General features: G+C 68.0%; 27 protein-coding genes. 11 read left to right on the top strand and 16 right to left on the bottom strand.

What is annotated here, in order from left to right; translation table 11 throughout:
- Positions 1-38: 38 nt before the first annotated feature.
- Positions 39-3,389 (top strand): hybrid sensor histidine kinase/response regulator, encoded by a 3,351-nt coding sequence (locus ACUYMY_RS15495; protein WP_481704420.1) that lies wholly within the window; start codon positions 39-41, stop codon positions 3,387-3,389.
- A 6-nt stretch (positions 3,390-3,395) separates the two neighbouring features.
- Here the strand turns inward: ACUYMY_RS15495 and ACUYMY_RS15500 are convergent, their stop codons facing one another.
- Entirely contained in the window at positions 3,396-4,469 is a 1,074-nt protein-coding gene (locus ACUYMY_RS15500; protein ID WP_481704421.1) for a DNA polymerase IV, read from the bottom strand.
- 250 nt (positions 4,470-4,719) lie between these two features.
- On the opposite strand from ACUYMY_RS15500, the gene ACUYMY_RS15505 reads away from it, so the two are divergent.
- The 3 genes from ACUYMY_RS15505 to ACUYMY_RS15515 all read left to right on the top strand — a co-directional run bounded on the left by ACUYMY_RS15505 (position 4,720) and on the right by ACUYMY_RS15515 (position 5,944).
- Positions 4,720-4,914 carry a hypothetical protein gene (locus ACUYMY_RS15505; protein ID WP_481704422.1) on the top strand — a complete coding sequence of 65 codons (195 nt, stop codon included), beginning with the start codon at positions 4,720-4,722 and terminating at the stop codon, positions 4,912-4,914.
- 204 nt (positions 4,915-5,118) lie between these two features.
- Entirely contained in the window at positions 5,119-5,256 is a 138-nt protein-coding gene (locus tag ACUYMY_RS15510; protein WP_481704423.1) for a hypothetical protein, read from the top strand.
- 46 nt (positions 5,257-5,302) lie between these two features.
- Positions 5,303-5,944 (top strand): SGNH/GDSL hydrolase family protein, encoded by a 642-nt coding sequence (locus tag ACUYMY_RS15515; RefSeq protein ID WP_481704424.1) that lies wholly within the window; start codon positions 5,303-5,305, stop codon positions 5,942-5,944.
- Positions 5,945-5,975: 31 nt separating this feature from the next.
- On the opposite strand, the gene ACUYMY_RS15520 is transcribed toward ACUYMY_RS15515, so the two are convergent.
- The 6 genes from ACUYMY_RS15520 to ACUYMY_RS15545 all read right to left on the bottom strand — a co-directional run bounded on the left by ACUYMY_RS15520 (position 5,976) and on the right by ACUYMY_RS15545 (position 11,892).
- Complete coding sequence (locus ACUYMY_RS15520) at positions 5,976-6,761, bottom strand: amino acid ABC transporter ATP-binding protein (RefSeq protein ID WP_481704425.1); 786 nt, start codon at positions 6,759-6,761, stop codon at positions 5,976-5,978.
- Positions 6,758-7,654, bottom strand: coding sequence for an amino acid ABC transporter permease (locus ACUYMY_RS15525; protein ID WP_481704426.1), 897 nt, complete (start codon positions 7,652-7,654; stop codon positions 6,758-6,760). Before ACUYMY_RS15525 ends, ACUYMY_RS15520 begins: the two co-directional genes overlap by 4 nt.
- Positions 7,655-7,839: 185 nt before the next feature.
- Positions 7,840-8,574 carry an SDR family NAD(P)-dependent oxidoreductase gene (locus tag ACUYMY_RS15530; RefSeq protein ID WP_481704427.1) on the bottom strand — a complete coding sequence of 245 codons (735 nt, stop codon included), beginning with the start codon at positions 8,572-8,574 and terminating at the stop codon, positions 7,840-7,842.
- Positions 8,575-8,672: 98 nt separating this feature from the next.
- The gene (locus ACUYMY_RS15535) at positions 8,673-10,028 is read right to left on the bottom strand and encodes an aspartate aminotransferase family protein (protein ID WP_481704428.1); all 1,356 of its coding nucleotides are present in this window, start codon (positions 10,026-10,028) and stop codon (positions 8,673-8,675) included.
- A 28-nt stretch (positions 10,029-10,056) separates the two neighbouring features.
- The gene (locus ACUYMY_RS15540; RefSeq protein WP_481704429.1) at positions 10,057-11,106 is read right to left on the bottom strand and encodes a phosphotransferase; all 1,050 of its coding nucleotides are present in this window, start codon (positions 11,104-11,106) and stop codon (positions 10,057-10,059) included.
- A 114-nt stretch (positions 11,107-11,220) separates the two neighbouring features.
- Positions 11,221-11,892 carry a haloacid dehalogenase type II gene (locus tag ACUYMY_RS15545; RefSeq protein WP_481704430.1) on the bottom strand — a complete coding sequence of 224 codons (672 nt, stop codon included), beginning with the start codon at positions 11,890-11,892 and terminating at the stop codon, positions 11,221-11,223.
- 299 nt (positions 11,893-12,191) lie between these two features.
- Between ACUYMY_RS15545 and ACUYMY_RS15550 the strand changes: the two genes are divergently transcribed.
- A complete protein-coding gene (locus tag ACUYMY_RS15550) occupies positions 12,192-13,118 on the top strand; it encodes an ABC transporter substrate-binding protein (RefSeq protein WP_481704431.1) in 927 nt (308 codons plus the stop codon).
- Positions 13,119-13,236: 118 nt separating this feature from the next.
- Positions 13,237-14,373 (top strand): ROK family protein, encoded by a 1,137-nt coding sequence (locus ACUYMY_RS15555; RefSeq protein WP_481704432.1) that lies wholly within the window; start codon positions 13,237-13,239, stop codon positions 14,371-14,373.
- On the opposite strand, the gene ACUYMY_RS15560 is transcribed toward ACUYMY_RS15555, so the two are convergent.
- On the bottom strand, positions 14,370-15,296 hold the full coding sequence (locus tag ACUYMY_RS15560) for a LysR substrate-binding domain-containing protein (protein ID WP_481704433.1): 927 nt from the start codon (positions 15,294-15,296) through the stop codon (positions 14,370-14,372). The genes ACUYMY_RS15555 and ACUYMY_RS15560 overlap by 4 nt on opposite strands.
- Before the next feature lie 275 nt (positions 15,297-15,571).
- Here ACUYMY_RS15560 and ACUYMY_RS15565 point away from each other — a divergent pair, with 275 nt between their 5' ends.
- The 4 genes from ACUYMY_RS15565 (at position 15,572) to ACUYMY_RS15580 (ending at position 20,328) form a co-directional block, all read left to right on the top strand.
- Positions 15,572-16,651 carry a PrpF domain-containing protein gene (locus ACUYMY_RS15565; RefSeq protein ID WP_481704434.1) on the top strand — a complete coding sequence of 360 codons (1,080 nt, stop codon included), beginning with the start codon at positions 15,572-15,574 and terminating at the stop codon, positions 16,649-16,651.
- A gap of 74 nt (positions 16,652-16,725) precedes the next feature.
- Entirely contained in the window at positions 16,726-17,910 is a 1,185-nt protein-coding gene (locus ACUYMY_RS15570) for a type 2 periplasmic-binding domain-containing protein (RefSeq protein ID WP_481705077.1), read from the top strand.
- 7 nt (positions 17,911-17,917) lie between these two features.
- Positions 17,918-19,897, top strand: coding sequence for a tripartite tricarboxylate transporter permease (locus tag ACUYMY_RS15575; protein ID WP_481704435.1), 1,980 nt, complete (start codon positions 17,918-17,920; stop codon positions 19,895-19,897).
- A gap of 35 nt (positions 19,898-19,932) precedes the next feature.
- The gene (locus ACUYMY_RS15580) at positions 19,933-20,328 is read left to right on the top strand and encodes a universal stress protein (RefSeq protein WP_481704436.1); all 396 of its coding nucleotides are present in this window, start codon (positions 19,933-19,935) and stop codon (positions 20,326-20,328) included.
- A gap of 109 nt (positions 20,329-20,437) precedes the next feature.
- Here the strand turns inward: ACUYMY_RS15580 and ACUYMY_RS15585 are convergent, their stop codons facing one another.
- Entirely contained in the window at positions 20,438-21,445 is a 1,008-nt protein-coding gene (locus tag ACUYMY_RS15585; protein WP_481704437.1) for a cation diffusion facilitator family transporter, read from the bottom strand.
- The gene (locus ACUYMY_RS15590; protein WP_481704438.1) at positions 21,442-21,822 is read right to left on the bottom strand and encodes an ArsR/SmtB family transcription factor; all 381 of its coding nucleotides are present in this window, start codon (positions 21,820-21,822) and stop codon (positions 21,442-21,444) included. Before ACUYMY_RS15590 ends, ACUYMY_RS15585 begins: the two co-directional genes overlap by 4 nt.
- Positions 21,823-21,959: 137 nt before the next feature.
- On the opposite strand from ACUYMY_RS15590, the gene ACUYMY_RS15595 reads away from it, so the two are divergent.
- The gene (locus ACUYMY_RS15595) at positions 21,960-22,535 is read left to right on the top strand and encodes an NADPH-dependent F420 reductase (RefSeq protein ID WP_481704439.1); all 576 of its coding nucleotides are present in this window, start codon (positions 21,960-21,962) and stop codon (positions 22,533-22,535) included.
- A gap of 346 nt (positions 22,536-22,881) precedes the next feature.
- Here the strand turns inward: ACUYMY_RS15595 and ACUYMY_RS15600 are convergent, their stop codons facing one another.
- The 6 genes from ACUYMY_RS15600 to ACUYMY_RS15625 form a co-directional block, all read right to left on the bottom strand.
- Complete coding sequence (locus tag ACUYMY_RS15600) at positions 22,882-23,049, bottom strand: hypothetical protein (protein ID WP_481705103.1); 168 nt, start codon at positions 23,047-23,049, stop codon at positions 22,882-22,884.
- The gene (locus tag ACUYMY_RS15605) at positions 22,977-23,339 is read right to left on the bottom strand and encodes a transposase (RefSeq protein ID WP_481704440.1); all 363 of its coding nucleotides are present in this window, start codon (positions 23,337-23,339) and stop codon (positions 22,977-22,979) included. The genes ACUYMY_RS15600 and ACUYMY_RS15605 overlap by 73 nt, the downstream gene beginning before the upstream one ends.
- Positions 23,270-23,968 carry an IS110 family transposase gene (locus tag ACUYMY_RS15610; protein WP_481704441.1) on the bottom strand — a complete coding sequence of 233 codons (699 nt, stop codon included), beginning with the start codon at positions 23,966-23,968 and terminating at the stop codon, positions 23,270-23,272. Before ACUYMY_RS15610 ends, ACUYMY_RS15605 begins: the two co-directional genes overlap by 70 nt.
- Before the next feature lie 130 nt (positions 23,969-24,098).
- Positions 24,099-24,329, bottom strand: coding sequence for a hypothetical protein (locus ACUYMY_RS15615; RefSeq protein ID WP_481704442.1), 231 nt, complete (start codon positions 24,327-24,329; stop codon positions 24,099-24,101).
- Positions 24,330-24,495: 166 nt separating this feature from the next.
- A complete protein-coding gene (locus ACUYMY_RS15620; RefSeq protein WP_481704443.1) occupies positions 24,496-25,164 on the bottom strand; it encodes a haloacid dehalogenase type II in 669 nt (222 codons plus the stop codon).
- Positions 25,165-25,462: 298 nt separating this feature from the next.
- Entirely contained in the window at positions 25,463-26,152 is a 690-nt protein-coding gene (locus ACUYMY_RS15625; RefSeq protein ID WP_481704444.1) for a haloacid dehalogenase type II, read from the bottom strand.
- Positions 26,153-26,277 lie beyond the last annotated feature (125 nt).

Genomic DNA, 26,277 nt, shown 5'->3' on the forward strand with positions numbered 1-26,277 from the left:
GACGTACCTCTTCCTCCGCTGGGCCGGCAGGAAGAGCGGTGCTGTGGGCGATGGCTGCGGCGGCCCTGGCCGTCCCTGCCGCTGTGGCGCTGCTGTTCTCGGCCGATCCCGGCTCCGAGCTGAATCTGGATCTGGGGGACGTGACGATCCTGCTCGCTGCCCTCACGGCCTTCGCGGCCAGCGTGGGCGCCGCGCGCCGGCGGCCGGAGAACAGGCGGGCCTGGACGCTGATGGCGGTCGCGACGGGGGTCTGGTCCACCGGCCAGTCGATCTGGACCTTCTACGGCCTGGCCTTCGACCACCAGTACCCGCTCCCCTCTCCCGCGGACGCCTGCTTCATCGGCTACTCTGTGCCGGCCGCGGCGGCGCTGCTGTCCTTCCGGCGGCCCCGCCTCTCCCGAGTGGCATTCGCCCGCTCCGTGCTGGACACGGCGGTGATCAGCGGTGCCGTGCTGTTCGTCAGCTGGTCCACCGTGCTGGGGCCCGTCTACGACAGCACGAGTCAGGACCTGATCGCCCGGCTCGTCGGGCTGGGCTATCCCGTGGTCGATGTCACGATGGTCTCCCTCGTCCTGGTGCTGACGATGCGCACCGCCGCTGGGGAGCGGCTGCCATGGGTCTGCGTCGGTGCCGGGCTGCTGGTCCTGGCCTTCACGGACAGTGTCTACGTGAAGCTCGCCTTCGAGGGCGCCACGGACCTGACCGGCACTCCCCTTGCGGCTGGATGGATCCTCGCGTTCCTGCTCATCGCCCTCTCGGCCTTCGTCCCGGCCAATACTGGGCGCGGCAGAGACCGCCGGGTCTACAGCCTGGCACTGGAGCTGCTGCCTTACGTCCCGGTCCTGGCCGCGGTCATCCTCGTGGCTTCTCCGCTGGCCGAGGGGCCGGACCCCTTCCTGCTGGCCGACGGGCTCGCGGTGCTGGGCCTGGTCATCGCCCGGCAGGTGCTGATCCTGCTCGAGAACGTGACCCTGACCCGGGGGCTGGAGGACAAGGTCGCCCAGCGCACGGCGGAGCTTGAAGGCCTCGCGGCGATCGTGGACTCCTCCGGCGATGCGATCGTGGGCATGAGCGGCGAGGGAATGATCACGAGCTGGAACCGGGCTGCCGAGCAGGTCTTCGGCCACACGGCGGAGGAGGCGGTGGGCAGGAACCTCTCCCTCATCGTCCCCCAGGACCGTCGCGAGACCGGGGAGCAGTATCTGGCCGCCGTCGCTCGCGAGGGCAGGACTCTCGCCTTCGAGGCCCAGCTGGCGCGGCGGGACGGCACCCTGGTTCCTGCGGCCGTGACGATGTTCCCGGTCAGCACAGCAGCGGGCATCCGAGGGGTCGCTGCGATCGCACGGGACATCACAGAGCGCCGGCGCAACGAAGAGGAGCTGCTCGCCGCGAGAGAGGCCGCCCTGGAGTCCAGCCGCCTGAAGTCGGAGTTCCTGGCCATCATGAGCCACGAGATCCGGACCCCGATGAACGGGGTCCTCGGCCTGACCTCCCTGCTGCTGCAGACGCCTCTGGACGAGACCCAGCGCCAGTATGCGGAGGGGGTGAACACCGCCGGGGAGGCCCTCCTGGCCCTGATCAACGACATCCTGGACTTCTCCAAGCTCGAGGCCGGCAGGGTCGAGCTCGACCCCGCCCCCTTCGAGCCCCGCCCCCTCTTGGAGGAAGTGGGGACCCTGCTGGCCGAGAGCGCCCACGCCAAGCAGGTCGAGCTCATCACCCACTGCGACCCCGACGTCCCCGCCCGCCTGGTCGGCGACGCTGGAAGGATCCGTCAGATCCTGCTGAACCTGGCCTCCAACGCCGTGAAGTTCACGCCCGAGGGCGAGATCGCCATCAGCGCCGCCGTCGAGGGCACCGACGGGGAGACTGCGCGGATCCGATTCGAGGTCCGCGACACCGGCATCGGCATCAGCGAGCGGGACCAGGAGCGCATCTTCGACTCCTTCGCCCAGGCCGATGCCTCCACGACCCGCCGCTACGGCGGCACCGGGCTGGGTCTGGCCATCTGCCGGAGGCTCGCCGAGGCGATGGGCGGGCAGATCGGCGTCGACAGCCGGGCCGGGGCCGGCAGCACCTTCTGGTTCATCCTCCCCCTTGCCGTGGACGGGAACGAGCCCCCCGCTGTCATCCCCCGGCCCCTGTACGGGATGAAGGCCTTGGTCGTGGACGACAATGACACCAACCGGCTCGTGCTGGGCTCCCTGCTCGTGTCCTGGGGCCTGCAAGTCCACTCCGCCCATGGCCCGCACCAGGCCCTCGGGATGGCCAGGGACGCCGCCACGGCTGGGGAGCCTTTCGACGTCGTCCTGCTGGACCTGAACATGCCGGACCTCGACGGCCTCCAGCTCGCCGAGCTGCTGCACCGGGATCCGCAGCTGGCTGACCTGAACATGATCCTCCTCACCTCCTCCGGCCGCCCGGGACGCGAGGAGCTCGACGCCGCCGGGATCAGCGGCTGGCTCATGAAGCCCGTGCGGGGCTCCGAACTCTTCGACCGGCTCATCCGCCTCACCGCGCACCGCCCCGAGCCTGCCCTCTCCCTGACCGGCCAGCCCGCCCCGCCTCCGGCACCCGTGGCGCCGTCCAAGGGCAGCGTCCTCGTCGTCGAGGACAACGAGGTCAACCAGCTCGTCGCCCGCGACATGGTCGCCAAGCTCGGCTACGCCGTCGACGTCGTCGCGGACGGCCGGCAGGCGCTGGCCGCCACTGAAGCCAAGCACTACGCCCTCGTGCTGATGGACTGCCACATGCCGGTCATGGATGGGTTCGAGGCGACCCGGGCCATCCGCAGCCGCGATGCCGGCCGGGGCCGGCTGCCCATCGTGGCGATGACCGCCGGAGCGATGGACGAGGACCGGGACCGCTGCCTCGCCGCTGGCATGGACGACTACCTCGCCAAACCCGTCGACCTGCACCGCCTCGAGGCCGTCCTCGCCGCCTGGGCCCCTGCGTCCGCGCAGCAGGCATCCGCCACCGGACCCCACCCGACGGGCGCCGGAGGGCCACCCGCCGAGGCCGAAAACCCTGCTGGCGCCGGCATGCCCGTGCTGGACCCGGACCGGCTGGCCCTGCTCCGGGAGCTCGGCCCTGAGGACGGCCAGGGCATACTCCCCCAGGCTGCGGAGGCATTCTCGCGGGAAGCGGCGCAGGCCATGGCGGCCCTCCGCCGGGCAGCGGACAGCGACGACGCCTGGAGCGCGAAGCAGGCCGCGCACCGGCTCAAGGGCTCCTGCGCGAACATCGGCGCCACCGCCGTCGCGACCCTGTGCGCGGAGCTCGAACAGGCCGCCAGCTCAGGCGGCACCCCCGGCCACGAGCGGATCGACGCGCTCGAGGCAGAGCTCGCTCAGGTGCACCACGCCCTCGAGCAGGAACTGGCTTCGTAGGCCCTCTCACCAGCCGCCGCGCGTCGGCGTGTGCCCCTGCCGCGCGTCGTCGGGCATGGCCATCTCGGCGCGCAGGCCGAGGAGGCGGATCGGACGGCCCGCCTCGATCTCGGCCGCGAGGCCCAGGGCCCGCGCGAGGATGTCGTCCCTGTCGAAGGTCTCGGGGATCTTCCTCGCATGGGTCTTGGTGAGGAATGGGGCGTACCGGACCTTGAGAGTCAGCCCGACCACTGGCCGCCCCTCCGCCACGACGTCCTCGAGGACCCGCGCCGTCAGCTCCCGCACGGCGTCGTCCACCTGGGCGGGCTCGGTCAGGTCGCGCTGGAAGGTGGTCTCCCGGCTGTGCCCGCGGGCGACCCACGGGGTGTCGTCCACCACGCTGGCCCCGTCCCCGCGCCCGAGCTCCGCGTACCAGGGACCCATCCTGGGGCCGAACTCCGGGACCAGGTCCTGGGGGTCGGACGCGGCGAGCTCGGCGACGGTCGTGATGCCCAGCTTGGCCAGCCGGGCCGAGACCTTGGCTCCGACGCCCCACAGGTCCTTGGTGGGCCGGGAGCCCATGACGTCGAGCCAGTTGCTGGCCGTGAGACGGAAGACGCCGGCCGGCTTGCCGAAACCGGTGGCGACCTTGGCCCGCACCAGCGTGTCGCCGATGCCCACGCTGCAGTGCAGCCGCGTCCGCTCCAGCACAGCGGCCTGCACCTGCCGGGCATAGGCCTCGGGATCCTCCGTCTCGACGCCGACAAAGGCCTCGTCCCAGCCCAGCACCTGCACGACGGCGCCGGGCTGCTCGCGCAGGGTGGCCATCACCTCCTCTGACGCGGCGAGGTAGGCCTCGTGGTCGACGGGAAGGATGACGGCGCCGGGCACCTTCCGGGCGGCGATGCGCAGCGGCATTCCTGAGCCCACGCCGAACGCCCGAGCCTCGTAGGATGCCGTCGACACGACGGCCCGCTCGGTCGGGTCGCCCCGACCGCCGACGATGATCGGCTTGCCCGCGAGCTCCGGCCGCCGCAGAACTTCGACGGCCGCGATGAACTGGTCCAGATCGACGTGCAGCACCCAGCGGATTCCGCTCACCCCACCAGTGTGCCCGCAACATCCTAGGCAGGCATCGGCAGCGCGCGGGACTAGCGGCGTACCGGTCTAGGTGCTATTTTCATGTGACGCCCTTCACGCGGCCGCGGCCGATCAGCCAGCGGATGCGATGTGGACGAACCACCGTCAGCAGTCCCAGACCGGACCAGGCCTCCAGCACGCGGAGCTGGCCCCGTCCACCCTGCCCCGATGGTGTGCCCTGCGATTGCTCACAGGAAGCGAGGATGCATCAATGAAGATCGTCGTCGAATCCCGGTTGGTCCCAGGGGGGACGCCCGGGCTGGTTCGGCATCAGGAGAACCTCGAAGAGAACCCGAAGCACGGCAAGGACGAAACGCTGCTGGCGCTGATGACAGCAGGGATGAGCGAGCAGACGGCGCTGGAACAGATCATGCGCCTCTCGGCCGGAGACATCTGGTCCGGCTGAGGCCCCGGCCCCATGGGCGGGCCCGCCCGGGGTGCGAAGAACCCCCGCCATAGGCGGGCGAAGTAACGACCCCCGAACGTGGAGCGAGGCATCTGGCGCAAAGAGAAGCCTCCCACTCAGAGTTTTTGGCGACACGCGCCGCGCACAAGCGGCTGTTTTCCCCTTTTCCCATTCGCCTCGACTTAACCCGAGTTAAGGAGTGTCATGGTCAACGTCGACCGCAGCAAAGCCCTCCACCCGAGGAGAGAAGACCCGTCCGAGGATTTCGCCTTCGCCCCAGAGGAGAAGGCCTGGGACGAGGAGGACGGCCTCTTCGACGGCGAGGAGATCGTCGTCGGCTGACGACACGGCGACGCGACAGCGTCCTGACGCGCCAGGAGCTGCGCCGGTGACAGACGCCTCGGGCCACGTCGTTCTGCTGGGCGACTCCGTCTTCGACAACCAGGCCTACGTCCCCGGCGAGCCGGACGTCGTCGCCCAGCTCAGGGAGGAGCTGCCGCCGGGGTGGCGCGCCTCTCTTCTGGCGGTCGACGGCGACACGGCCCCCGGCGTCGTCCGCCAGCTCGGCTCCCTCCCGCACGAGGCGACGCATCTCGTGGTCAGCGCCGGCGGCAACGACGCGCTCGGGTTCAGTTACCTGCTCGAGGAGCGCGCCGGAACGGTGAGGGAGGCGCTCGGCCTCCTTGCCGCCGCCCAGCAGCAGTTCGCCGCCGCGTACCTTCCAATGGTCGAGGCCGTGTGCGCACGAGGCCTTCCGGCGGCCTTCTGCACCATCTACGACACGCCTCCTTCAGGGCCGGGCCAGCCGATGGTCAGGACGGCCGTGGCGATCTTCAACGACATCATCACCAGGGCGGCGCTCACGCACAGCGCCGCCCTGGTCGATTTGAGGCTCATCTGCAGCGACGACGCTAACTATGCCAACCCCATCGAGCCCTCGAGCCGGGGCGGCAGGAAGATCGCCAAGGCCATCGCCGGGCTTCTGCTCGGCCGAGTGGATGCCCGTCGTTCCACCGTCGTGGGTGCGTAGAACGAGAGAGCGCCCTGCCGGATCATTGTCGTCAGAGCACCTTCTCGAGGAAGGACTGGGTGCGGGATTCCTGAGGGTTGGCCAGGACCTCGCGGGCGTCGCCGCGTTCGATGATGTAGCCCTCGTCCATGAACACGACCGTGTCGCCGACCTCGCGGGCGAAGCCCATCTCGTGGGTGACCACGACCATGGTCATGCCCGCCTTGGCGAGGTTCTTCATGACGGCGAGGACCTCGCCGACCTTCTCCGGATCCAGCGCGGAGGTGGGCTCGTCGAAGAGGATGATCTCCGGGTCCATGGCCAGGGCCCGGGCGATCGCGACGCGCTGCTGCTGCCCGCCGGAGAGCTGGGCCGGGTAGTGGTCGCCGAAGGCGCCCAGCCCGACGTCGGTCAGGAGCTCCTGGGCGCGCTTGGCAGCGGCCTTCTTGTCCCCGCGCTTGACCAGCACGGGCCCGGCCATGACGTTCTCCCGCGCGGTCATGTTCGGGAACAGGTTGAACGACTGGAACACCATCCCGATCCGGGTCCGCTGCTCGGCGAGCTTCTTCTTGGGAAGGGCGTGGTAGGCATGCTCGGTCTCGTGGTAGCCGAAGTCCTCGCCGTTGACCCTCAGCACCCCCGAGTCGACCGTCTCGAGGCCGTTGAGGCAGCGCAGCAGGGTGGACTTGCCCGAGCCCGAGGGGCCGATGATGCAGGTGACCTCGCCGCTGGCGATGTCGAGGCTGATGTCCTTCAGGACCGTCTTGTGCCCGAACGACTTCTTCAGGCTTCGGACGTGGATCGTGCCGTCAGGGATGGTGCCGGTGGGGGTGGTCATCGTGCCGCGCCTTCCGGGTCGGTGAGCTGGACGGCCTTGGCCTTGCGGGGCAGGTTGGAGGTCGCCCGGTTGTACTTCTGCTCGAGCTTGGACTGCGGGTAGCTCAGCAGCAGGGTCATGACCAGGTACCAGAGGCTGGCCACGATCAGCAGCGGGATGGTCTCGTAGGTGCGGGCGTAGATCAGCTGCGCGCTCTGCAGCAGCTCCGCCACGCCCAGGACGGACACGAGCGAGGTGCCCTTGAACATGCCGATGACCTGGTTGCCCGTGGCCGGGATGATCGAGGGCATCGCCTGCGGGATGATGACCTTCCGCATCCGCATCCCGGCGCTCATGCCCAGGGAGTCCGCGGCCTCGAGCTGGCCCTTGCCCACCGCGGAGAACCCGCCGCGGATGATCTCGGCCATGTAGGCGGCCTCGTTCAGGGTCAGGCCCACCAGGGCCGCGGTGATCGGGCCCATGATCGCGTTCGTGTCCACGGCCACGCCGAGGTCGGTGAACGGGATCCCGATCCGCAGGTCCGGGTACAGGGCGGAGATGTTGAACCAGAAGATCAGCTGCACCAGCACCGGGGTGCCGCGGAACAGCGTGATGTACAGGCTCGCGGCGATCGAGACCGGCTTCACGTGCGAGGAGCGCATGACCGCCAGGGCCAGGCCCAGCAGCGTGCCCAGGGCCATGCTCGCCACGGTGAGGAAGATCGTGAGCATCAGGCCGCGCAGGATGGACTCGGCGAAGAAGTACTTCCCGACCACGCCCCACCTGAAGTTGGGGTTCGTCAGGACCGAGGCCAGGATCCCCAGGCCGAGCAGGATGCTGAAGACCCAGCCCGCGTATTCCGAGGGCGTCCGCAATCGGAGCCGCGGCTTCAGGGCCGCCTCCGTTCCAGTCACAGGGGCCTTATTCTTTGGGGCAATGACTTGCACTATTGACCGCATCCTTTTCATGAACGCCGGCGACTCTGCCGGGCATGCTGGGCGTGAAGGTATAGCCGGAGCCTCTGAGCTCCTCGCTGTCAGCCGGTCCGAGAGTCGGCCCGTGGCCTGATGCCGGCTCCCAGTGGTGGTCGAGGGAACCGTCAGAAGGCGGTGTAGCCGCCGTCGACGGGGAGGGTGGCCCCGGTGATGTAGGAGGACTCGGAGGAGGCGAGGAAGAGCACGGCGTCGGCGACCTCCTCGGGGGTGGCGAGGCGATTGAGCGGGATCTGCCCCTCGCGCTCGCGGCGGGTGGCTTCGGGATCAGCCTTGCGCTGGAACGACGCCTCGATGATCGGGGTCGCGGTCAGGCCGGGGGCGACGACGTTGACCCGGATGTTCTTCGGCGCCCACTCGATCGCGGCGCCCTTGGCGAGCATGATGAGCCCGCCCTTGGCCGCGGAGTACAGGACCTCCTCGGGCTTGCCGACCATGCCGAGGCGGGAGCTGACGAGGACGAACGAGCCGCCCGTCGCCGGCATGAGGGGCGCGAAGTGCTTCATCACGAGGAACGAGCTGAGCAGGTTGCTGTGCAGCGTGTTCTTCGCGTCCTCGTAGGACATCTCGGTCAGCGGGCCGCTGACCTGGAGGCCGTGGTTGAGCACGACGGTGTCGATGGTGCCGAAGGTCTCGGCAGCCTCGCGGGCCAGGCGCTCGACGAAGGCCTCGTCGTTGAGGTCTCCGGGGACGTAGACGTCCTCGGGCTGGGCGCTGTCGATCTGCTCCTTGCGCCCGGTGAGCAGCAGCCGGGCACCTTCGCGGCGGAAGTGGGAGCACACGGCCTGGCCGATGCCGCTGTTGGCGCCCGTGACCAGGGCGGTGACCTTCTCGAGTCTCATGACAGACCCTTCTGTCTGTGAAGCGTGGAAAGCACGGGGGTGGGGAAAGCGTGTGGTGGGGGGCGGGCGCTGACGACGTCAGCGCCCGCCCCATCAGATCAGTGCAGGTCCTTGAAGATGCCGCCCATGGCTTCGAGCAGGCGGTCCGCGTCGTCCGCAGAGAACGGCATCGGGGGACGGAGCTTCAGGACGTTGCCCTGGGCTCCGCAGGCCGAGATGAGGATCCGTTCCTCGCGGAGCCTGTTCACGATGCAGGCGGCGGTTTCGCCGTCGGGAGTCAGGGTGGCTCGGTCGGTCACGAGGTCGACGCCGATGAACAGGCCGCTCCCGCGGACCTCGGCAACCTGCTCGAGGCCCTGACTGAGCTCCCGCAGGCCGGTTTGGATCTTGTCGCCCACCCTGAGGGCGTTCTCCATGAGGGACTCCTCGCGGATCACGTCGAGGACTGCCTGAGCCGCCGCGATGGCGACCGTGTTCCCGCCGAAGGTGTTGAAGTAGCGGATGTTCTTGCCGAACTCGACGAGCAGTTCGGGCTTGAAGACTGCCGCGGAGATGGGGATGCCGTTGCCCATGGGCTTGCCCATGGTCACGATGTCCGGGACGATGCCGTGGCGCTGGAAGCCCCACCACTCCTCGCCCGTGCGGCCGAAGCCCGGCTGGACCTCGTCCGCGACGTACAGGCCGCCGGCGGCGTGGACTTCTTCGATGATCGGCCGGAGGAAGCCCGCCGGGCCGGCGAAGACACCGTCCGAGGAGAAGATGCTGTCGGCGATGAAGGCAGCGACACCGACGCCGTGGCGCTGCAGATCAGCAATGGCGGCACGCACCTGGTCCCGCAGGTGGTCCTCGAGGGAACCATCGCGGCCATAGCGCAGAGCGTCCGGCGCGTCGATGACCCGCACATTCGCACCCAGCGGCACGCCCATGCCCAGCGACGGCGAGAACGCGGCTACCTCAGTAGTCAGACCATGGTAGGCGCCGGCGGTGACAATGATGCCCTGGTTGCCCGTGACGTACTTCGCCACGCGCATGGCGAGGTCATTGGCCTCCGAGCCGGTGCAGGTGTACATGACGTGCCCGAGCTCGGCTGGGAAGGTCGAGAGGAGCTCCTCCGAGTAGTCGAGGATGGACTCCTGGACGTATCGGGTGTTCGTATTCAGCTTCTGCATCTGCTCGTGGACAGCCGCCACGACGCGCGGATGGGCGTGGCCCACGCTCGGGACGTTGTTATAGGCATCCAGGTATTCGTTCCCCTGGCTGTCGTAGAGCTTGGTTCCCTGGCCCCGGACAGCTTCCACCGGGGTGTTGTAGAAGAGCCGGTAGCTCGGGCCCAGGCTCTGTTCCCGGCGTCGGATGTTCTCCTGGATGTGGTCGGGGAGCTCGCTGAGGCGGGCCGGGTCAAAGCCGTTGATCATGGCCTTGGATGGCTTGCGGACTGAGGCAGTAGTGCTCAAGGTCTCTCCTGTGGCTTGGTTCGTCAGGTCAGGATGTGAAGTTCACCTTGGGTGCCGGGGCCGCGGAGGCGAAGGCGAGCCGGTCCCAGTCGGGCTTGGAGTGGGAAAGGAGATAATCGCGTCGTTCGGGCAACTCGGTTGCCCGCCACTGCGTAATGAGGGCCCGCAGAAGAAGGCGGGCCGGAGCCGCCGCGACCAGCGCTTCGAGCTCCTGAGCGGGGAGTGGACGGAGGCTCTGATAGCCCTCGAGGACCCTGAGTGCGCGCTCCCACGGCCCGTCCGGGTCTGCTCCGAGAAGGTTGGCCATGGTGACGCTGATATCGAAGATCATGGGGGTGCGTACAGCGTCGCCGAAGTCGATGATCCCCGTCACGTAGTCCGGACTGCTCGGGTTGACGATGACGTTGAAGGGGCTGAAGTCTCCGTGGATCACCTGTGAGGTGAGAGTGCCGAGGAGCGGAACCACGCATTCGTCGAACCGGTCGAAGATGCCCTCGGCCAAGGATCGCCGTGCCCCGTCATCGACGTAGTCGAGAAGCGGCCGCATGCGGTGGAAATGCTTGAGGTCCCACAGAAGCCTCCGGTTGGCGCGAGGATGGTCGAAGTCCTGCAGCGCACGGTTCAGGCGGGCAAGGCTTGCACCCACAGAGCGGAGCTGGGCAGCGGACGGCGTGTCGTTGGCCAGCAGCTGTCCAGGCAAGAACTGCATGACCCGGAGCACTCGGTCAAACGGCCCCCGAGGGGCGGGAACGAGGACTTCCGAGCCCCCGTCGAGATTTCTGACGACGCGCTGGACTGGAAGCTCAGGCGCGGTCCGCTCGAGGTGCTCCATGCACGCCGTCTGGAGCTGGACGATCATGGGGTCCTCATCCGAGGGTGACAGCTTCACCAGATAGCTTCCGTCCTCGTTCTGGAGGCGGAAGGTCTCGTCCTTCTCGGTGGGGATCCGGACGAGCTCGCCCTTCAGCCCGTAGAACTGATCCAGGAGCCGCAAGACAGCCGAGTCCGCGAGCTGGGATTGCTCCGAGAGGAGGCCGCTCTCTGATGCGACGGCGTCGATGAAGGCAGTGTCGCTCATGATGTCACGCTCTCAATGATCGAAGGAAAGGTCAGGGGCTGATGTCCCCCGGGGAGGCAGAAGGCGCCTCTGTGAGGAGTCCAGGATGATGGCCGCCTTCTGCCTCGGGAACCGTCAGAGGCCAAGGTTCCTGTTGAGCTCCTCGAGGGAGTAGACGGTCGTGTAGTTGTAGCCCGGGCTGTGCGGGTCGTAGCCGCGGTCAAGGTAGATGGTGTTGGGGAAGCCGAGATCGTGCATCGGCATGAGGTCGTAGCGCGTGTGCGAGGAGACGTGGAGGAAGTCCTCGGGCGAGGCGTTCAGGGTGTCGAGCATGTGCTCGAACGCCTGATAGCGCGGCTTGTAGGCCTGCGCCTGCTCAGCGGTAAGGACGGCGTGGAAGTCGGCGCCGAGCCGCGGAACGGTGATGTCCAGGTAGCTGTCCTCAGCGTTGGACAGGATCACGAGCTGGTAGTTCTCGCCCATCGTCTTCAGCGGAGCCGGCACGTCCTCGTGGGGAACCCAGCCGCGAACAGCCTCGGCGAACTCCGCGCCGGCACCCTCGGTCGGGGCGAGGCCCCAGCGCTTGCAGACGCGGTCGAAGGAGTCCTGGAAGATCTGGTCGTAGGGCTTGTAGTCGCCGCACACCGCGTCGTAGCGGAAGCCCCGGAACATGGCCTTGAAGGCAGGCCACTGCTCCTCGGGCAGCCGGCCATCCAGCAGGCGCCGGGTGGTGGGGTCGATGTTGAAGTTGATGAGCGTTCCGTAGCAGTCGAAGGAGATGTACTTCGGCCGGAAGTTGGTGGGCATGAGGGTCCCTTCGGAAGGGCGTAGGTGAAGCCGGCGCTCATCCCCTGGAGTCCGACCCGCACCTGCCGCGGTTTTTTATGCACTCTGAATCTATAGCCGAAGTTGTAGATCGTCAACAGTCCTTCCGAGATCGGTTCTCAATATGGGTCGGACTGGAAATCGGCTCGGAGGAAGGGTTGACAAGCGGCGCGAGGGGGAGTTTTATTCACGGTGGATGTTGAACGAGATCCAGCTCACACCCCCCTTTCACACTTCGCTCAGCGGTTCTCGCCGCCTGAGACCAGTCGAACGGAAGCACCATGAAGACCAGAAGCACGATGCACCTTGCGGCAGCCGGGCTTGCTGCCCTGTTGGCCCTCACCGCCTGCGGCGGCAGCGCAAGCGGCGGCCAGGCGACGGAACTGCCCAAGACGCAGAACACGCGAGACATCTCGGAGGGCGTTCAGCCTGACCCCGCGGCTGTGGCGCTGCTGCCCCAGTCCTACAAGGACAAGGGCGAACTCATCGTCGCCATGGACCTGAGCTCCCCGCCCATGACGTTCCTCGCGGAGGACAATGTCACGCCGATCGGCGTGAATCCGGACCTCGCCCGCATCGTGGCCAAGAAGCTGGGACTCAAGCTCAAGTTCGAGAACACGGCGTTCGACACGATCGTCCCCGGCATCGACGGCGGCCGCTACGACTTCACCGCCACCACCATGTCCGCCACGGAAGAGCGGCTCAAGGTCATGGACATGATCAACTACCTCAAGGGCGGCTCGGCCGTGGCCGTCCCCGACGGCAACCCGCAGAACCTGACCAACGAGTCACTGTGCGGCAAGAACATTGCCGTGACCAAGGGCTCCACCCAGCAGCTGAAGCACCTGCCGAACGTCTCGGAGTGGACCTGCACCTCTCAGGGCAAGCCGGCGATCAACGGCGTGACGCTGCCCAACATCCAGGAGGCCCTCACGCAGCTGGACTCCAAGCGCGTTGACGGTGTCTTCTACGACGCCAGCGGCCTTGCCTGGGCCCAGGCCCAGCAGCCCGGCCATTTCACCGTCCTGGAGCCCAGGATTGACACCCGCACGAACACCACCGTCGCCATGGGACTGAAGAAGGGATCACCCTTGACACCGGCCCTGCAGAAGGCGATCCAGTCCATGCTTGAGAGCCCGCAGTACAAGGAGTCCCTGGCGTACTGGGGCCTCAATGAATCAGCCATCACCGAAGCGACGATCCGCTAGGACGACCTCCCCTGGCCCGCCCCGGCACTGTGCTGCCGGGGCGGGCTGCCCCGTTGGCGGGGACGCCGCCGATTCCATGGGTGAGGCATTGACCGATCTACCCACTTAAGGTTGGCCTATGAGCGGCAACCCTGCAGCACGCGGCTACAACAAGGCGTCAGTCCTCGACGCTGTCCTTTCTGAGGCGCCTCTGACCCGCAACAGGGTGATCGAACTGACGCGCCTGAGCCAGGCCACGGTCTCCCGGAAGGTGGACGAGCTCCGTCTCGAGGGATTCGTCGTCGAGCAGGGAGTCGACGAGATGGTCGGCCGCGGCCGGCGTTCCACCTACCTGGATGTGCCCGGCACGGCGGGGCACATCGTCGGCGTTGCCTTCGGTGCGCAGACCACCGGTGTCCTCGTCACCGACCTGAGAGGGCGCGAGATCACCCACGCCATCGTCCCCAGTATCGAGGGCGGTGACATCGAGACCACCGCCGGCTGGCTTGCTGACTTGATGACGCAGACCCGCGAGTCTGCCGAGGGGCCCTTGCGCCAGGTCGTCGCGGCAGTGCCCGGCCGCCTCCGGAATGGCCCTTCGGCGCACGGGACGCCAGAACCCCGGAAGATCTTCATGGGCTCCCGCTTCCAAAAGGCCCTTGAAGATCGGGTGAAGGCTCCCGTCCTGCTGGACAGCGACGCCAACGCCTCCCTGCGGGGCATCCTGAAGGATGATGCGCACATCGGGAACGCTGCCCTGTTCATGCTCAGTTCGGCGCTGAACTTCGCGAGCTGCGCCGACCACCAGATCACCCAGGGGCGTACGCCTGCCTTCGGAGACCTCGGCGTCCTCTTCTCCGGCGTCGGCGACGAGACCCTCGACGGGCTGCTGAGCGTCAAAGGCCTGCTGCGGTTCGCCCAGGCCCGAGGACTCGAGCTGGAGCGCATCGAGGCCCTCTGGTCCGAGCCCATGGAGGCGCCGTCCCTCCCCGAGGTAGTGGAGGCGTTCACGACGGCGATCGTCACCGCCGTGAGTGCCGTGGCGGTCACGCTGGACCCGGAATCCGTCTATTTCGTGGGCCGCTTGAGTCCGCTCGCCGAGGAGGTCCTCCCGGAGGCGCGCAGGCGGTTGGCGCACAGCCTTCCGAGCGTCCCGGAGATCAGGGTCGTGCCGCAGGTCCTCGGCCTCTCGGTGGCCCGAGGAGCGGCGTACGCCGGACAGGCACTGGCCCAGACCCGGCTCCGGGAATCCGTCCTCGGGGTCGACGCGAACTAGGGAGCCACTGCAGACTTCTGGGCGCCCTCGTCACGTGCGGTCTCGAGCAGAGTGGCCTGGAAGGCGATCTCTGCTGCGGGGCGGACTCGGTCGTGCCGGTGCGCGAGCAGGATCCGCCGCGAGGGAGCCGTCCTCCCCAGGGAGACGATGCTGACCCCGGGATGCTTGTTGACGACGGCGGTGCGGGGCGCCAGCGCGACGCCGAGCCCGACGCTCACCATCGCCTGCGCCTCCTGGTAGTCGTTGGCCTGGAAGGCGATGCGGGGGACGAACCCCGCCGCCTGCGCGCTACGCTCGAGGACCTCGACGACGGGATGCTCCTCGGCCCGCACGATCCATTCCTCGCCCGAGAGATCCGCCATCTGCACCTGGCGGCGCCGCGCGAGCCGGTGCTCCCTGCCGACGATGAGCACCGTCTCGTCCTCGAAGACGGTCGTGAGGGCGAAGCTCTCCGGGCTGATCCTGTTCCATTCGTAGTCCCACAGCAGGGACATGCCGACCTGCCCGTTCTCGAGCATCTCCACGAGCTCGCCGAAGCGGCTGCTGCGGACGTGCAGCTCGATCGCAGGGTACTGCCGCTTGAAGCGGCTGATCACGAGTGGCAGGAAGGACCCCCCGAGGGTGGGGAACGTGCCCACCGTCAGGCTCCCGCGTCGCAGGCCCGCGATCTCCGCGAGGTCCGCCTCGGCAGCTGCGAGCTGCCGCAGGATCCGCCGCGTGTGCCCGGCGAGGACGTGTCCGGCCTCGGTCGGGACCATGCCCCTCGGCTGCCGCTGGAGCAGCGGCTGTCCGATCTCCTCCTCGAGCCGGCGCAGCTGCTGCGAGACGCCGGACGGCGAGTAGACATGCTTCTCGGCAGCTGCGGTGATCGAGCCGAGTTCGACGACGTCGAGCAGCAGCTCGAGCCTGCGGACGTTGAGCATGGCCCTCCTCGCGTTTGAAGATCTGCTTCAGCCTCTTGAAGTCTAGAGGACGCCCCTTGCATCCACATGGTCGATCACTGTCTTCCTCGACGCGCCCAGACAGCGGAAGACTGTTCAATCTGCGGTCAGGAGCGAACTTCGTGAGCACCGATTGAAGCAAAAGTGCATGGGACTGTAAATACCTGTGATGGTCATTCACTCGCTCGAAAGCCAGACTGAAGGCAGCCGGAGGGCGATACGACGCCTCCGGGACAGGCTTCAGGAGAAGAACGAGCATGCACAAGATCCCTGCGACATGGATGCGCGGCGGCACGAGCAAGTGCTGGGTGTTCGAGTGGGACAGCCTCGAGGTGCCGGGGAAGGACGTCGACGAGGTGCTGCTGCGCCTCTTCGGCAGCCCCGACAGGCGCCAGATCGACGGCGTGGGCGGGGGCACCTCCACGACGAGCAAGGCGGTCATCCTCGCCCCCTCGATGTCCGAGGACGCCGACGTCGACTACACCTTCGCGCAGGTGGGCATCGACGAGCAGCGCGTGGATTGGGGCAGCAACTGCGGCAACTGCTCCGCCGTCGTCGCCCCCTACGCCGTCGCGAGGGGCTGGGTCCCAGCCGGTCCCGAGTCGACCTCGGTGAGGACGCTGAACACGAACACAGGGCAGCTGATCCTGCAGAAGGTCCCGACGCCGGGCGGCCGGCTGCCGGACGGCGGGACGCAGACCATCCCCGGCGTCCCCTTCCCCGGCCTGCCCGTGGGAATGGGCTTCCTGGACCCCGGTGGACGGACCACCGGCCGGCTGTTCCCCACCGGGGAGCGCATGGACAAGGTGGCCTTCGACGGCCGGCAGGTGCAGGCGACACTCATCGACGCCGGCGCCCCCGTCGTGATCCTCGACGCCGCGGACCTCGGCCTGACCGGCCAGGAGACGGCGGCCGAGCTCGACAGCCGCCCCGACCTGCTCGTCCACCTGGACGACGCCCGGCGGGACGCGGCGGTGCTGATGGGCATGGCTCCCACCCGGGCTGAGGCCGAGCGCGCGGTCCCCAAGCTGGCGATCGTCGCCCCCGCCCAGGACGGCAGCGGAGCAGACCTCGCCGTCCGCATGCTGTCGATGGGCCGGCTCCACCCGGCGCTCGCGATCACCGGCAGCGTGGCCCTCACCATGGCGGCCCAGCACGAGGGGACCCTCGTCCGGAACCTCATCAGCGGGGACGGGTCGTCGGGGCTGACCATGCAGACCCCTGCAGGCCTCGTCGAGACCTGGGCCGAGGACCGGGACGGAGTTCCGGTCGTGGGCGCCCTGCGCAGCGCGCGTCGCATCGCCGACGCGGAACTCCTGCTCCCCGCGGCCTGGTAGCCGCCACACTTAGACCGTGTCCGGTTTCGCTGTGACCTCGGCGGCCGGACCCAACCGAAGGACCCGCAGTGACGATGAAGTCATCCTTGGAACCTCCGGGGCACATCCCCGGAGACGCCGCCCCCGAGATGGACGAGCCGCCGGCCCCGTCGCGCCGCACCGTGATCACCACGGTCGCGTCCTTCGCGGCGCTCGGCGCCGTCACCGCCGTCTTCGGCGGCCGGCTCCTGAATCCGCCGTCGAGCACCGAGGACGGGGACTTCAGCGGCGAGACCCTGGAATTCCTGATCCCCCTGGCCTCCGGGGGCGGGACCGACACGTGGGCCCGGTTCATCGGCACCGAACTGGTCAACCGAGTCCCCGGGCGGCCGGGCTTTGCCCCGGTCAACGAGCCCGGCGGGGAGGGCATCCTCGGGACCAACCGCTTCGCCCGCTCGGCGCGCGACGACGGCACCGAACTGCTGGTGGCGACGGCGTCGACGGTCGTCCCGTGGGTCCTGGGCCGCTCCGCCGTCCGGTACTCGTTCGAGGACCTGCAGCCCGTCGTCGTCAACGGCACCGGCGGCGTGATCTACGCCCGCACCGAAGCCGGAGTCCGGGGCCTTACGGACCTCGTCGGCCGATCGGCGCCCCTGGAATTCGGCGGCATCAGCGCCACGGGACTGGACATCACCACGCTCGTCGCGTTCGATCTGCTGGAGGCCGAGGTCACCTCGACCTTCGGCTTCGAGGGCCGGGGACCCGTGAACCTCGCCCTGCAGCGGGGTGAGATCGACATCGACTACCAGACGACGTCGTCGTACGGCCCGGCCGTTGCGGGCCTCACCAAGGAGGGCAAGGCCACCGTTCTCATGTCGTTCGGACAGCTCGACAACACGGGCAACGTGGTCCGCGACCCGAACTTCCCCGATGTCCCGACCGTCCCCGAGGCCTACGAGCAGCTCCACGGGACGAAGCCGACCGGGCAGAAGTACGAGGCCTACAGGACCCTCCTGGGCCTCACGTACACATACCAGAAGAGCCTCTGGGTGCCGAAGGCTGTGCCGGCCAAGGCGGTGGACCTGCTGCGCAGCTCGTGCGCCGAGCTGGGGGCGGACAAGGGCTTCCAGGACAAGGCGGCAAAGGTGCTCGGCGGCTACCCGCTCGTGGCCGATTCCGGCATGCCCGGTCGCGTCCGCGACGCGTACCGCGTGAGCAGCTCCGTGCGGGCCTACATCTCCGAGCTGCTCGCAGCCAAGTACAACATCCACGTGGAATAGGACTCCCATGCTCGACTCCGCCATGGCAGCGCTGGCATCACTCGCTGATCCATCCCTGCTCCTGATGCTCCTGATCGGCACCGTCGCCGGTCTCGTCATGGGCCTCATCCCCGGGCTCGGCGGCACCGGCGCCGTCGCGATCCTGCTGCCCATCACCTTCGGCATGGAGCCCGCCCAGGCCCTTGCGCTCCTGATCGGGGCACTCGCCGTCGTCCACACCTCCGACACCGTGTCCGCCGTGCTCCTGGGCGCCCCGGGGTCAGCCTCGGCGAGCGTGACGATGCTGGACGGCTATTCCATGGCCAAGAAGGGCCAGGCGGCAAGGGCCATGACCCTGGCGTTCCTCTCCTCCATGGCCGGCGGGATCATCGGCGCCGTCGGCCTGACCCTGGCCATCCCGCTCGCGCGCCCCCTCGTCCTCTCCTTTGCCAGCCCTGAGCTGTTCATGCTGACCGTGCTCGGCGTCGCCCTCGCCGCCGTGCTGTCGCGAGGGAACATCATCAAGGGCGTCTCCGCAGGCCTCCTGGGCCTCGTCCTGGGCATGGTCGGCACCTCGCCCACCACCGCCGAGGAGCGGTTCACGTTCGGCAGCCTCTTCCTCGGGGACGGGCTCTCGCTCGTCGCCGTCGCCCTCGGCGTGTTCGGGCTCGCCGAGATCGCCTCCCGCGCGAGCCAGCGGAAGGGCCAGCACTCCGACATCACGCTCGGCGGCGGATGGCTCCGCGGCATCCGGGAGTGGACCTCGCATTGGACCCAGGTGATCCGTGGCGCGCTCATCGGCATCTGGGCCGGCGTCCTCCCCGGCGTGGGGGCCACGGCGGGCACGTGGCTCGCCTACGGGCAGGCGGTTGCGACGGCCAAGGACAAGCGGCAGTTCGGCAAGGGAGATCCCCGCGGCATCGTCGGTCCCGAGAGCGCCAACAACTCCGTCGAGGCCGGGGACCTGATCCCCACGCTCCTGTTCGGCATCCCCGGCGGCGTCCCCTCCGCCATGCTCCTGGGCATGCTGCTGACCTACGGCATCCAGCCGGGGCCCTCGATCATCACGGACCATCTGGACCTGATGTACCTCATCGTGTGGTCCTTCGCGATCGCGAGCGTCCTCGGTGCCCTGTTCTGCTTCCTGAGCGTCAAGCAGCTCGCGCGGCTCACGAAGGTCCCCTTCGCCGCCCTGGCCGCCGGGCTCGTCGCGATCATGCTCCTGGGCTCCTTCCAGGAGGGCGGCCAATTGGGCGATCTCTGGGTCATGATCATCCTCGGCGCCTTCGGCTGGCTGCTGAAGTCGACCGGCTTCCCGCGGGCACCCTTCCTCATCGGCTTCGTCCTCGCCATCCCGCTCGAGCGCTACTACTTCCTGACCGACAGCCTCTACGACGGGCTCGGCTGGATGGCCCGTCCCGGCGTGCTCGTCTTCCTCGCGATCCTCGTCCTGCCCATCCTCTGGGCCCTCGTGAAGTGGGCTCGGGCCCGCCGTCGCACGAACCTCGACGACGGCCACCGCGACGAGCGGCCGCAGGACGACGAGAGCGAGCTGAAGGACTCCATCTGGTCCCTTGCCGCCGCGGCCGTGTTCGTCGTCGCCTTCGCCGCGGCCCTCATCGCCTCGACCGGCTTCTCCCCGGAGGCCAGGCTGGTCCCCCAGCTCGTCGGGGCGGCCGGCCTCATCTTCTCGGGCATCCTCCTGGGAATCGAGGTCCGCACGGCCCTGAGGACGAGGGCGGCGCGGCGCACGAGCCCCGGCTGGACCCCCGATGCCGGCTTCGCCCTCAAGACGTTCCTCTGGATGACGGGATTCCTGGCCCTGACCGCCGGATTCGGATACCTCATCGCGGTGCTCGTCTTCATCCCCGCCTTCCTGCTGGTCGTCGCCCGGGCCCGGACCAAGGTCGCCGTCGCGTACACCCTCGTGCTGTACGTGGCACTCCTCGCCCTCCCGTCCCTCCTGCCCATCGACCTTCCGCAGGGATGGCTCCAGAGCCTCATCTAGGGCCGAACCGACCACTGACAGCTTTTGGAGGAATCATGACCATACTCGTGGCCTACGCGCCCGCCCCGGAGGGACGGGCAGCGCTCAAGGCAGGCATGGCGGAGGCCCGGCTGCGCGGGGACGACCTGCTCGTCGTCAACGTCGGCCGCGGCCACCACGAATTCGAGCCCAAGGAACTCGAGGACCTCGAGGCGCAGCTGGCCGACAAGGGCCTCGGCCTCACGGTCGAATCATCGGTCCTCGCCGACCCGGGAGACGCCGTCGTCCAGATCGCCCAGGACAGGGAGGCCACGATGATTGTCGTGGGGCTCCGGCACCGCTCCATGGTCGGAAAGCTCATCCTCGGCAGCACGGTCCAGCGCATCCTCCTCGACGCCACGTGCCCCGTGCTCTCCGTCCGTGCTGACGACGGACTCCAGGATTCGCCCTAGAGCCGGGCGCGAGACCAGGGTCAGGCGCAAGAGAAGCAGGGCGTCGCGTCATCAAGCGCGCCCTGCTTCTCCCGTTCTCAGGCCCAAGGCGTGAAGCCTCACTGCTCGATCAGAGGGAGCCAGCGGCGACCGTGATGTCCTCGACGTTCGGCAGCGCGTGACCGAGGCGGTGCTGGGCGGCCCGGCGCACTCGGTCCGCTTCCTCCACGGTCGAGACAGGGGAAACCCGGACCTCGGCGGTGCCATGAAGGCGGTGGCCGATCCAGCGCAACTGGAGCCTCTCGACAGCCAGAACCCCTGGGGTGTCCCGAAGCGCGTCCTCGGCCCGACGGACCAGATCCGGCTCGATCCCATCCAGCAGCCGACGCCCCAGATTGCGGGCAGTGCTCCAGAGCAGGACGAAGATCGCGACGCTGATGAGCAGACCAACGATCGGGTCGGCCAGGGGGAAGCCCAGCATGACGCCGAACGAACCCAAGACGACTGCGAGGGACGTGAACCCGTCAGTGCGGGCATGGACACCGTCCGCGACCAGCGCGGCCGATCCGATCCGGCGCCCGACTTTGATGCGGTAGACGGCCACGGCCTCGTTGCCTGCGAAGCCGATCAGGCCCGCTGCGACGACCCACCAGAGGTTCTCTGGCTGATGCGGACTGAGGAGCCGTTCGACGGACTGCCACCCCGCGACGATCGCCGAGAGCGCGACGACCGCGACGATGAAGATTCCGGCGAGGTCCTCCGCCCGCCCGTAGCCGTAGGTGTAGCTCTTCGTCACGGGCCTGCGGGCGAGGACGAAGGCGACCCAGAGCGGCACCGCGGTCAGGGCGTCGGAGAAGTTGTGGACCGTGTCCGCGAGCAGGGCCACCGAGCCGCTGATGAGAACGACGGCGAACTGCAGGATGGTCGTGGCGAGGAGCGCGAAGAGGCTGATCTTGAGCGCACGCACGCCCTCATGGCTGGCCTGGAGTGCGTCGTCGATCGAGTCGGCGGCGTCATGCGTGTGCGGGACGAAAAACTCCTTGAGCATCCCCCAGAGCCCCGAGCTGTGTTCGTGGGCATGATCATGCCCGTGTCCACTGGGGCTGCTGTGCGCCTCATGGGTGTGTTGGGCGCTCATGCGTTGGCCCTCTTCGGGGAATCGGCCTCGGGATGATGATGCCGTGGGACTCCGCCGAGGGAGTGCTCAGCCTGGAAGATCGCGTCGGAGACCATCTGCGAGGCATGCTCGTTCGCCAGACGGTAGAACGCCCGATTGCCCTCCTGTCGCGCGGTGACGATGCGCGCGAGCCGCAGCTTGGCCAGATGCTGCGACACGGCGGCCGGGGCCTTCTCCACAACCTCCGCCAGACGGTTGACCGGCAGTTCCCCACTTTCGCGAAGGGCGAGGATGATCCGGACTCGGGTCGCATCGGCCAGCATGGAGAACACCTCGACGGCGAGCTCCACATACTCCGAATCGGGATGGAGCCCGCATATCTTCTTATCTGCGTTCATGCGCAGATACGCTACCTCGCGGGGAGCCAACGTTCAACGGGAGCCAGCCATCTTTCGTAATGCTTGACCCTTCAATCATTCGGCGCTAGTTTAGTTGAAATCTCAAGTAAACGCGGTCGAACACGAAGGAGAGCATCATGACCACTGTCAGCATCCTGGGCACCGGGAACATGGGCCCGGCCATCGCCGGCGTCGTCGAGAAGGGCGGCAACACGGTCCAGCTCCTGGGCAGGGAGGACGCCGACAAGGCCATCACGGGCGAGATCGCTGTCCTGGCGGTCCCCTACCCCGCCGTGGCGGAGATTCTGGCCCAGCGTGGAGAACAGCTCGCCGGCAAGATCCTTGTGGACATCACCAACCCGCTGGACTTCGAGACCTTCGACTCCTTGACGGTGCCGGCCGACTCCTCCGCGGCTGCCGAGATCCAGGCGACGCTTCCCACGTCCCGCGTGGTCAAGGCCTTCAACACGAACTTCGCCGCCACCCTCGCCTCAGGCCAGGTCGGCGACCAGCCCACCACCGTGCTCATTGCCGGAGACGACGCCGAGGCAAAGTCCCGTGTCGCAGAGATCGTCACCGCCGGGGGCCTGCGCGCCGTCGACGCCGGCTCGCTGCGCCGCGCCCGGGAGCTGGAAGCCAAGGCCTTCCTGCAGATCACCCTCGCCGCCGCCGAGAAGATCTCCTGGACCGGAGGCTTCGCGGTGCACGCCTGACCCCAACCCAGACAGGAGGCGTATCGTGGGGCGCCGCGCGTTGCGGGGTACATCTGATATGGAGTGATCTGCTGTCAAGAGGGCATGGCGAGGCGCCGTCGGGAAGAGTTCCCGGCGGCGCCTCTTGGCTTCCTGGGCCCCTTATGTCGGCGAGCGTGTCGGAGGGCGACGCGCGGTCAGACTGATATGCGCGCGGGTTGGCTACCGCAGGACGGTGGTTCGGCTGGAGCCGGTCCGCGTGTCTAGGAACGAGCGTGGGCCCGGGGCCTGCTCATAGGTGTTTCGCGGGTTGGCTCCACGCGCTGCCACCGACATTCAGGGCCGGAGGAAGCCGGTCAGAGGGTGCTCACTCCTCCATCACGGCCAGGGACCAGCACCAGCCCGCCAGCTCGCGAGCGACGGCGATGTTGCCACTGGGGCGTTTGCGCCGCTCGAGGAACTTCACCCATCTGGCATGCAGGCGCTGGTTGCCCTCATCGCCCCGGGCCTGGCCGCGGCTGGGGCGAGGTTCCATCGGTCTTGCATCGTCTTTCCGACGACATAGCGTGCCCGGTGATGCCAGGCGGCTTCCACCAGGAGGCGGCGGACGTGGGAGTTCCCGGTCTTGGTGATCGGGCCCTGGGCGCGGGAGGCGCCCGAGGAGTACTCCGAGGGCGTGAGGCCGACGAAGGAGGCGACCCTCGCGTCGGTGAAGCGGTGCCAATCCCCGATCTCGACCGCGAGGGCAAACCCGGTCAGGGTGCTGATCCCTCGCAGGCAGCCCAGACGGTGCACGAGCGGTGCGGTGTGGCTCTGGGCTGCCATCTCCTCGATGGCGGCGTCGGACGGTCCCTGCGCGCCTTGACCGTCAGCACTGCGTCGTAGTCCGAGTCGAAGGCCATCCGGGTGGCCGGCGAAGACAGCTGCGGCAGAGCCTCCCGGCGCAGCCACGCATCATGGGCTCCGGTCCAGGCGGCCCCACCGGGATAGACGATGCCGTGGCGCAGCAGCAGCTTCGAGAGTCGGTGCCGGGCGCGCATCAGGTCCCCGCGGCAGTCTTCCCGGGCGCGGACGAGATCACGCGCGGCCTCCTGTTCCACCGTCGGGACGGAAACGGGGGTGACCTCGTCCAGGCGTAGCAGCCTTGCAAGGTGGACCGCGTCCCTGGCATCGGTCTTCACTCGGTCTCCCGAGGGCCGCTGGAGCTTTGAAGGGGCGGCAACCTCGCACCTGACCCCTTGTGTCGTCAAGGCCCTTGAAAGCCCGAATCCCGTCGGGCCAGCCTCGTAGACCACGGCGATCGGGCCCGGCAGGCCGGCGAGCCATGCACTGATCGCCTTCTCCGACGGGGCGAGCCTGGCCTGCACCAGCTCGCCGGTCACTCCGTCGATCGCCGCTCCCGCGACAGAACGGGCGTGCACATCCAGCCCGACACTCGTACGCTCAGTGAACACCGGGGCCTCCCACGCATGTCGGATAGGCCGGGCAGGGGACTCTGTCCGGTAACCCACGAATCTGCGTGAGCGAGGCTCCAGCCCGCAACCACCCACACGAGGGCGGTCACTTCATACCGTCTAGCCGGATTCAGGAGAGCACCGAAAGCTGGTCCCGCTCGGCGGTCAGCCCGGGCGGGACGTCCTTGGTGAGCTCGACGGTGAAGGTGCGGTAGTCGTGGCGGGTGACCAGGATCCCGTGTCCCGGCTTCCGAAGCGCCTCGGTGATGGCTCGCTCGACTGCTCGGTTGAGCTGGACTTCGAGGTCCCCGCGGTGGGCGATCCTGATCCGGGATGCATGGGTGGATGGATGTTCTCTCATGGGGTTCCTTTTCGGTAGGGAGCGCCTTGAAAGGCGCCGCCCGGCACTGAGTGGGCCGAGCGGCGCCCAACATTGCGAGTCCCCCGTCGGCGATGGCGAGGAGCTCCTCCGAACCCCTAGAGTTTCCTCGCCCTGAAGTTGTTGGCTGCCTGCAGCTCGCGGACGCTCAGATGCCAAGCAGCGGGGGCACCTGGGAGAGCAGGTTGACTTCGTAGTAGTTGTAACCGGGGGTGCTGGGCTCGAAGCCGCGGTTGACGTGGACCTTGTTCTTGATGCCCAGGTCGTTACAGACCATCAGGTCGTAGCGCGGGCTGGCGGAGATGTGCAGGATGTCCTCCGGGCCGCAGTTGAGCTGGTTGAACATGTACTCGAAGGCCTGGTAGCGAGGCTTGTAGGCCTGGGCCTGCTCGGCGGTGTACACAGCGTGGAACGGAGCCTCGAGCTTCTCCACGTTGCTCATCACCTGCTCGTCAGAGGCGTTGCTGAGGATGACCAGCGGGTAGCGAGAAGCAAGTGCACGCAGCGCCGCCGGCACCTCCGGGTAAGGCCCCCAGGTCGGAAGGGCGTCCACGATGGCCTGGCTGTCGGACTTCCGGTACGGCAGGTTGAAGCGCTCAAGGGTCTTCCGGAGCGAGTCGTGGATGACGTCGGGGAAGGGCTTCCAGGGCCCGAGGACCTCGTCGAGGCGCTGCCAGGCGAAGCTCTTGTGGAACTCGTCCATGAGTTCAGCCGGCACGGTGTCTGCCAGCAGCTTCCGGGTCAGGTCCTTGATCTGCCACCGGATCAGGGTTCCGTGCATGTCGAAGGTGATGTACTTCGGCTCGAAGTCGATCATTTCAGGTTCTCCTCACGAGGTCTTGATCGGGGTGTGCGGGCCGGAGAAGCCTTCAGGACATGTGCCCGAGGGGGCATGAGACCTGGAACTTCTGCTGGCCGTCCCGTCAATGGAACGCCGTGAGGTTGCAGATTGTCAACAGTTGAGCAGTTCAGCAGCTGTTCTTCCAGGCTACGCACCACCTGCCCAGCCTCATCAAACGCCTCTCCTCGAAAGCTCTGACAAAGGATCTGCGAGCGGGAGGATATCGCCAGCCGGCACCGACTGAGGCCGGTGCCGGCGGCGGCCTCCCGACCGCTCAGGAGGCGTCGGGACGCGGCAGGCCGAAGAGGACGGGGAGCTCGGCGATGTCGGTGATGCGCTCGTAGCCGAGCCAGTGCTCGTCGTGCTCGAAGCCGCGGTCGACGTAGACCTTCTTCTCGATGCCCATGATGGCCGCGGAGCGGTGGTCGTACATCGGGCTCGCCGAGACGTGCACGATCTCGTCCGGGGTCACGCCGAGCTTGTCGAACATGTACTCGAACGCGGCCAGGCGCGGCTTGTAGCAGCGCATCTCCTCGGCCGTGATGATGACCTCGAACGGGGCCTCGAGGTTCGCCGCGAGCTTCTCGGCGACGGCGGTGTCGCTGTTGGTGATGATGACCAGCGGCACGGCCTCGGCGAGCTTGTTCAGCGCCGCGGTCACGCCGGGGTAGGGGCCCCAGGTCGGGATCCGGTCGTAGACCTCGCGGGCCTCGTCGGGGCGGAACTCGATGCCGACGTAGCGCGAGGCGCGCTGCATGGAGTCGTGGACGATCTGGTGGAAGGGCTTGTACGCGCCCGTGCACTCGTCGATCCGGTACGCCTTGCAGATCCGCAGGTACTCGTCGGCGACCTCCGCGGGGAGCCGGTCACCGAGGACGTCGCGCATCGTGTCGTTGATCGCGAACTTGATGAGCGTCCCGTTCATGTCGAACGTGACGAACTTCGGCAGGGTGTCGAATGCCATGGGGTGCCTCCGAGGGTCTGTGGGACCAAGTTGTCGATTGTCGACGAACTCTATGTCGATTGTCGACGATACGCGCGCGACTGCGGCGTGTCAACAGTAGGGCAGTTCACCAGTTGTGTTCTAGG

This window comes from Sinomonas sp. T428B (assembly GCF_056780155.1).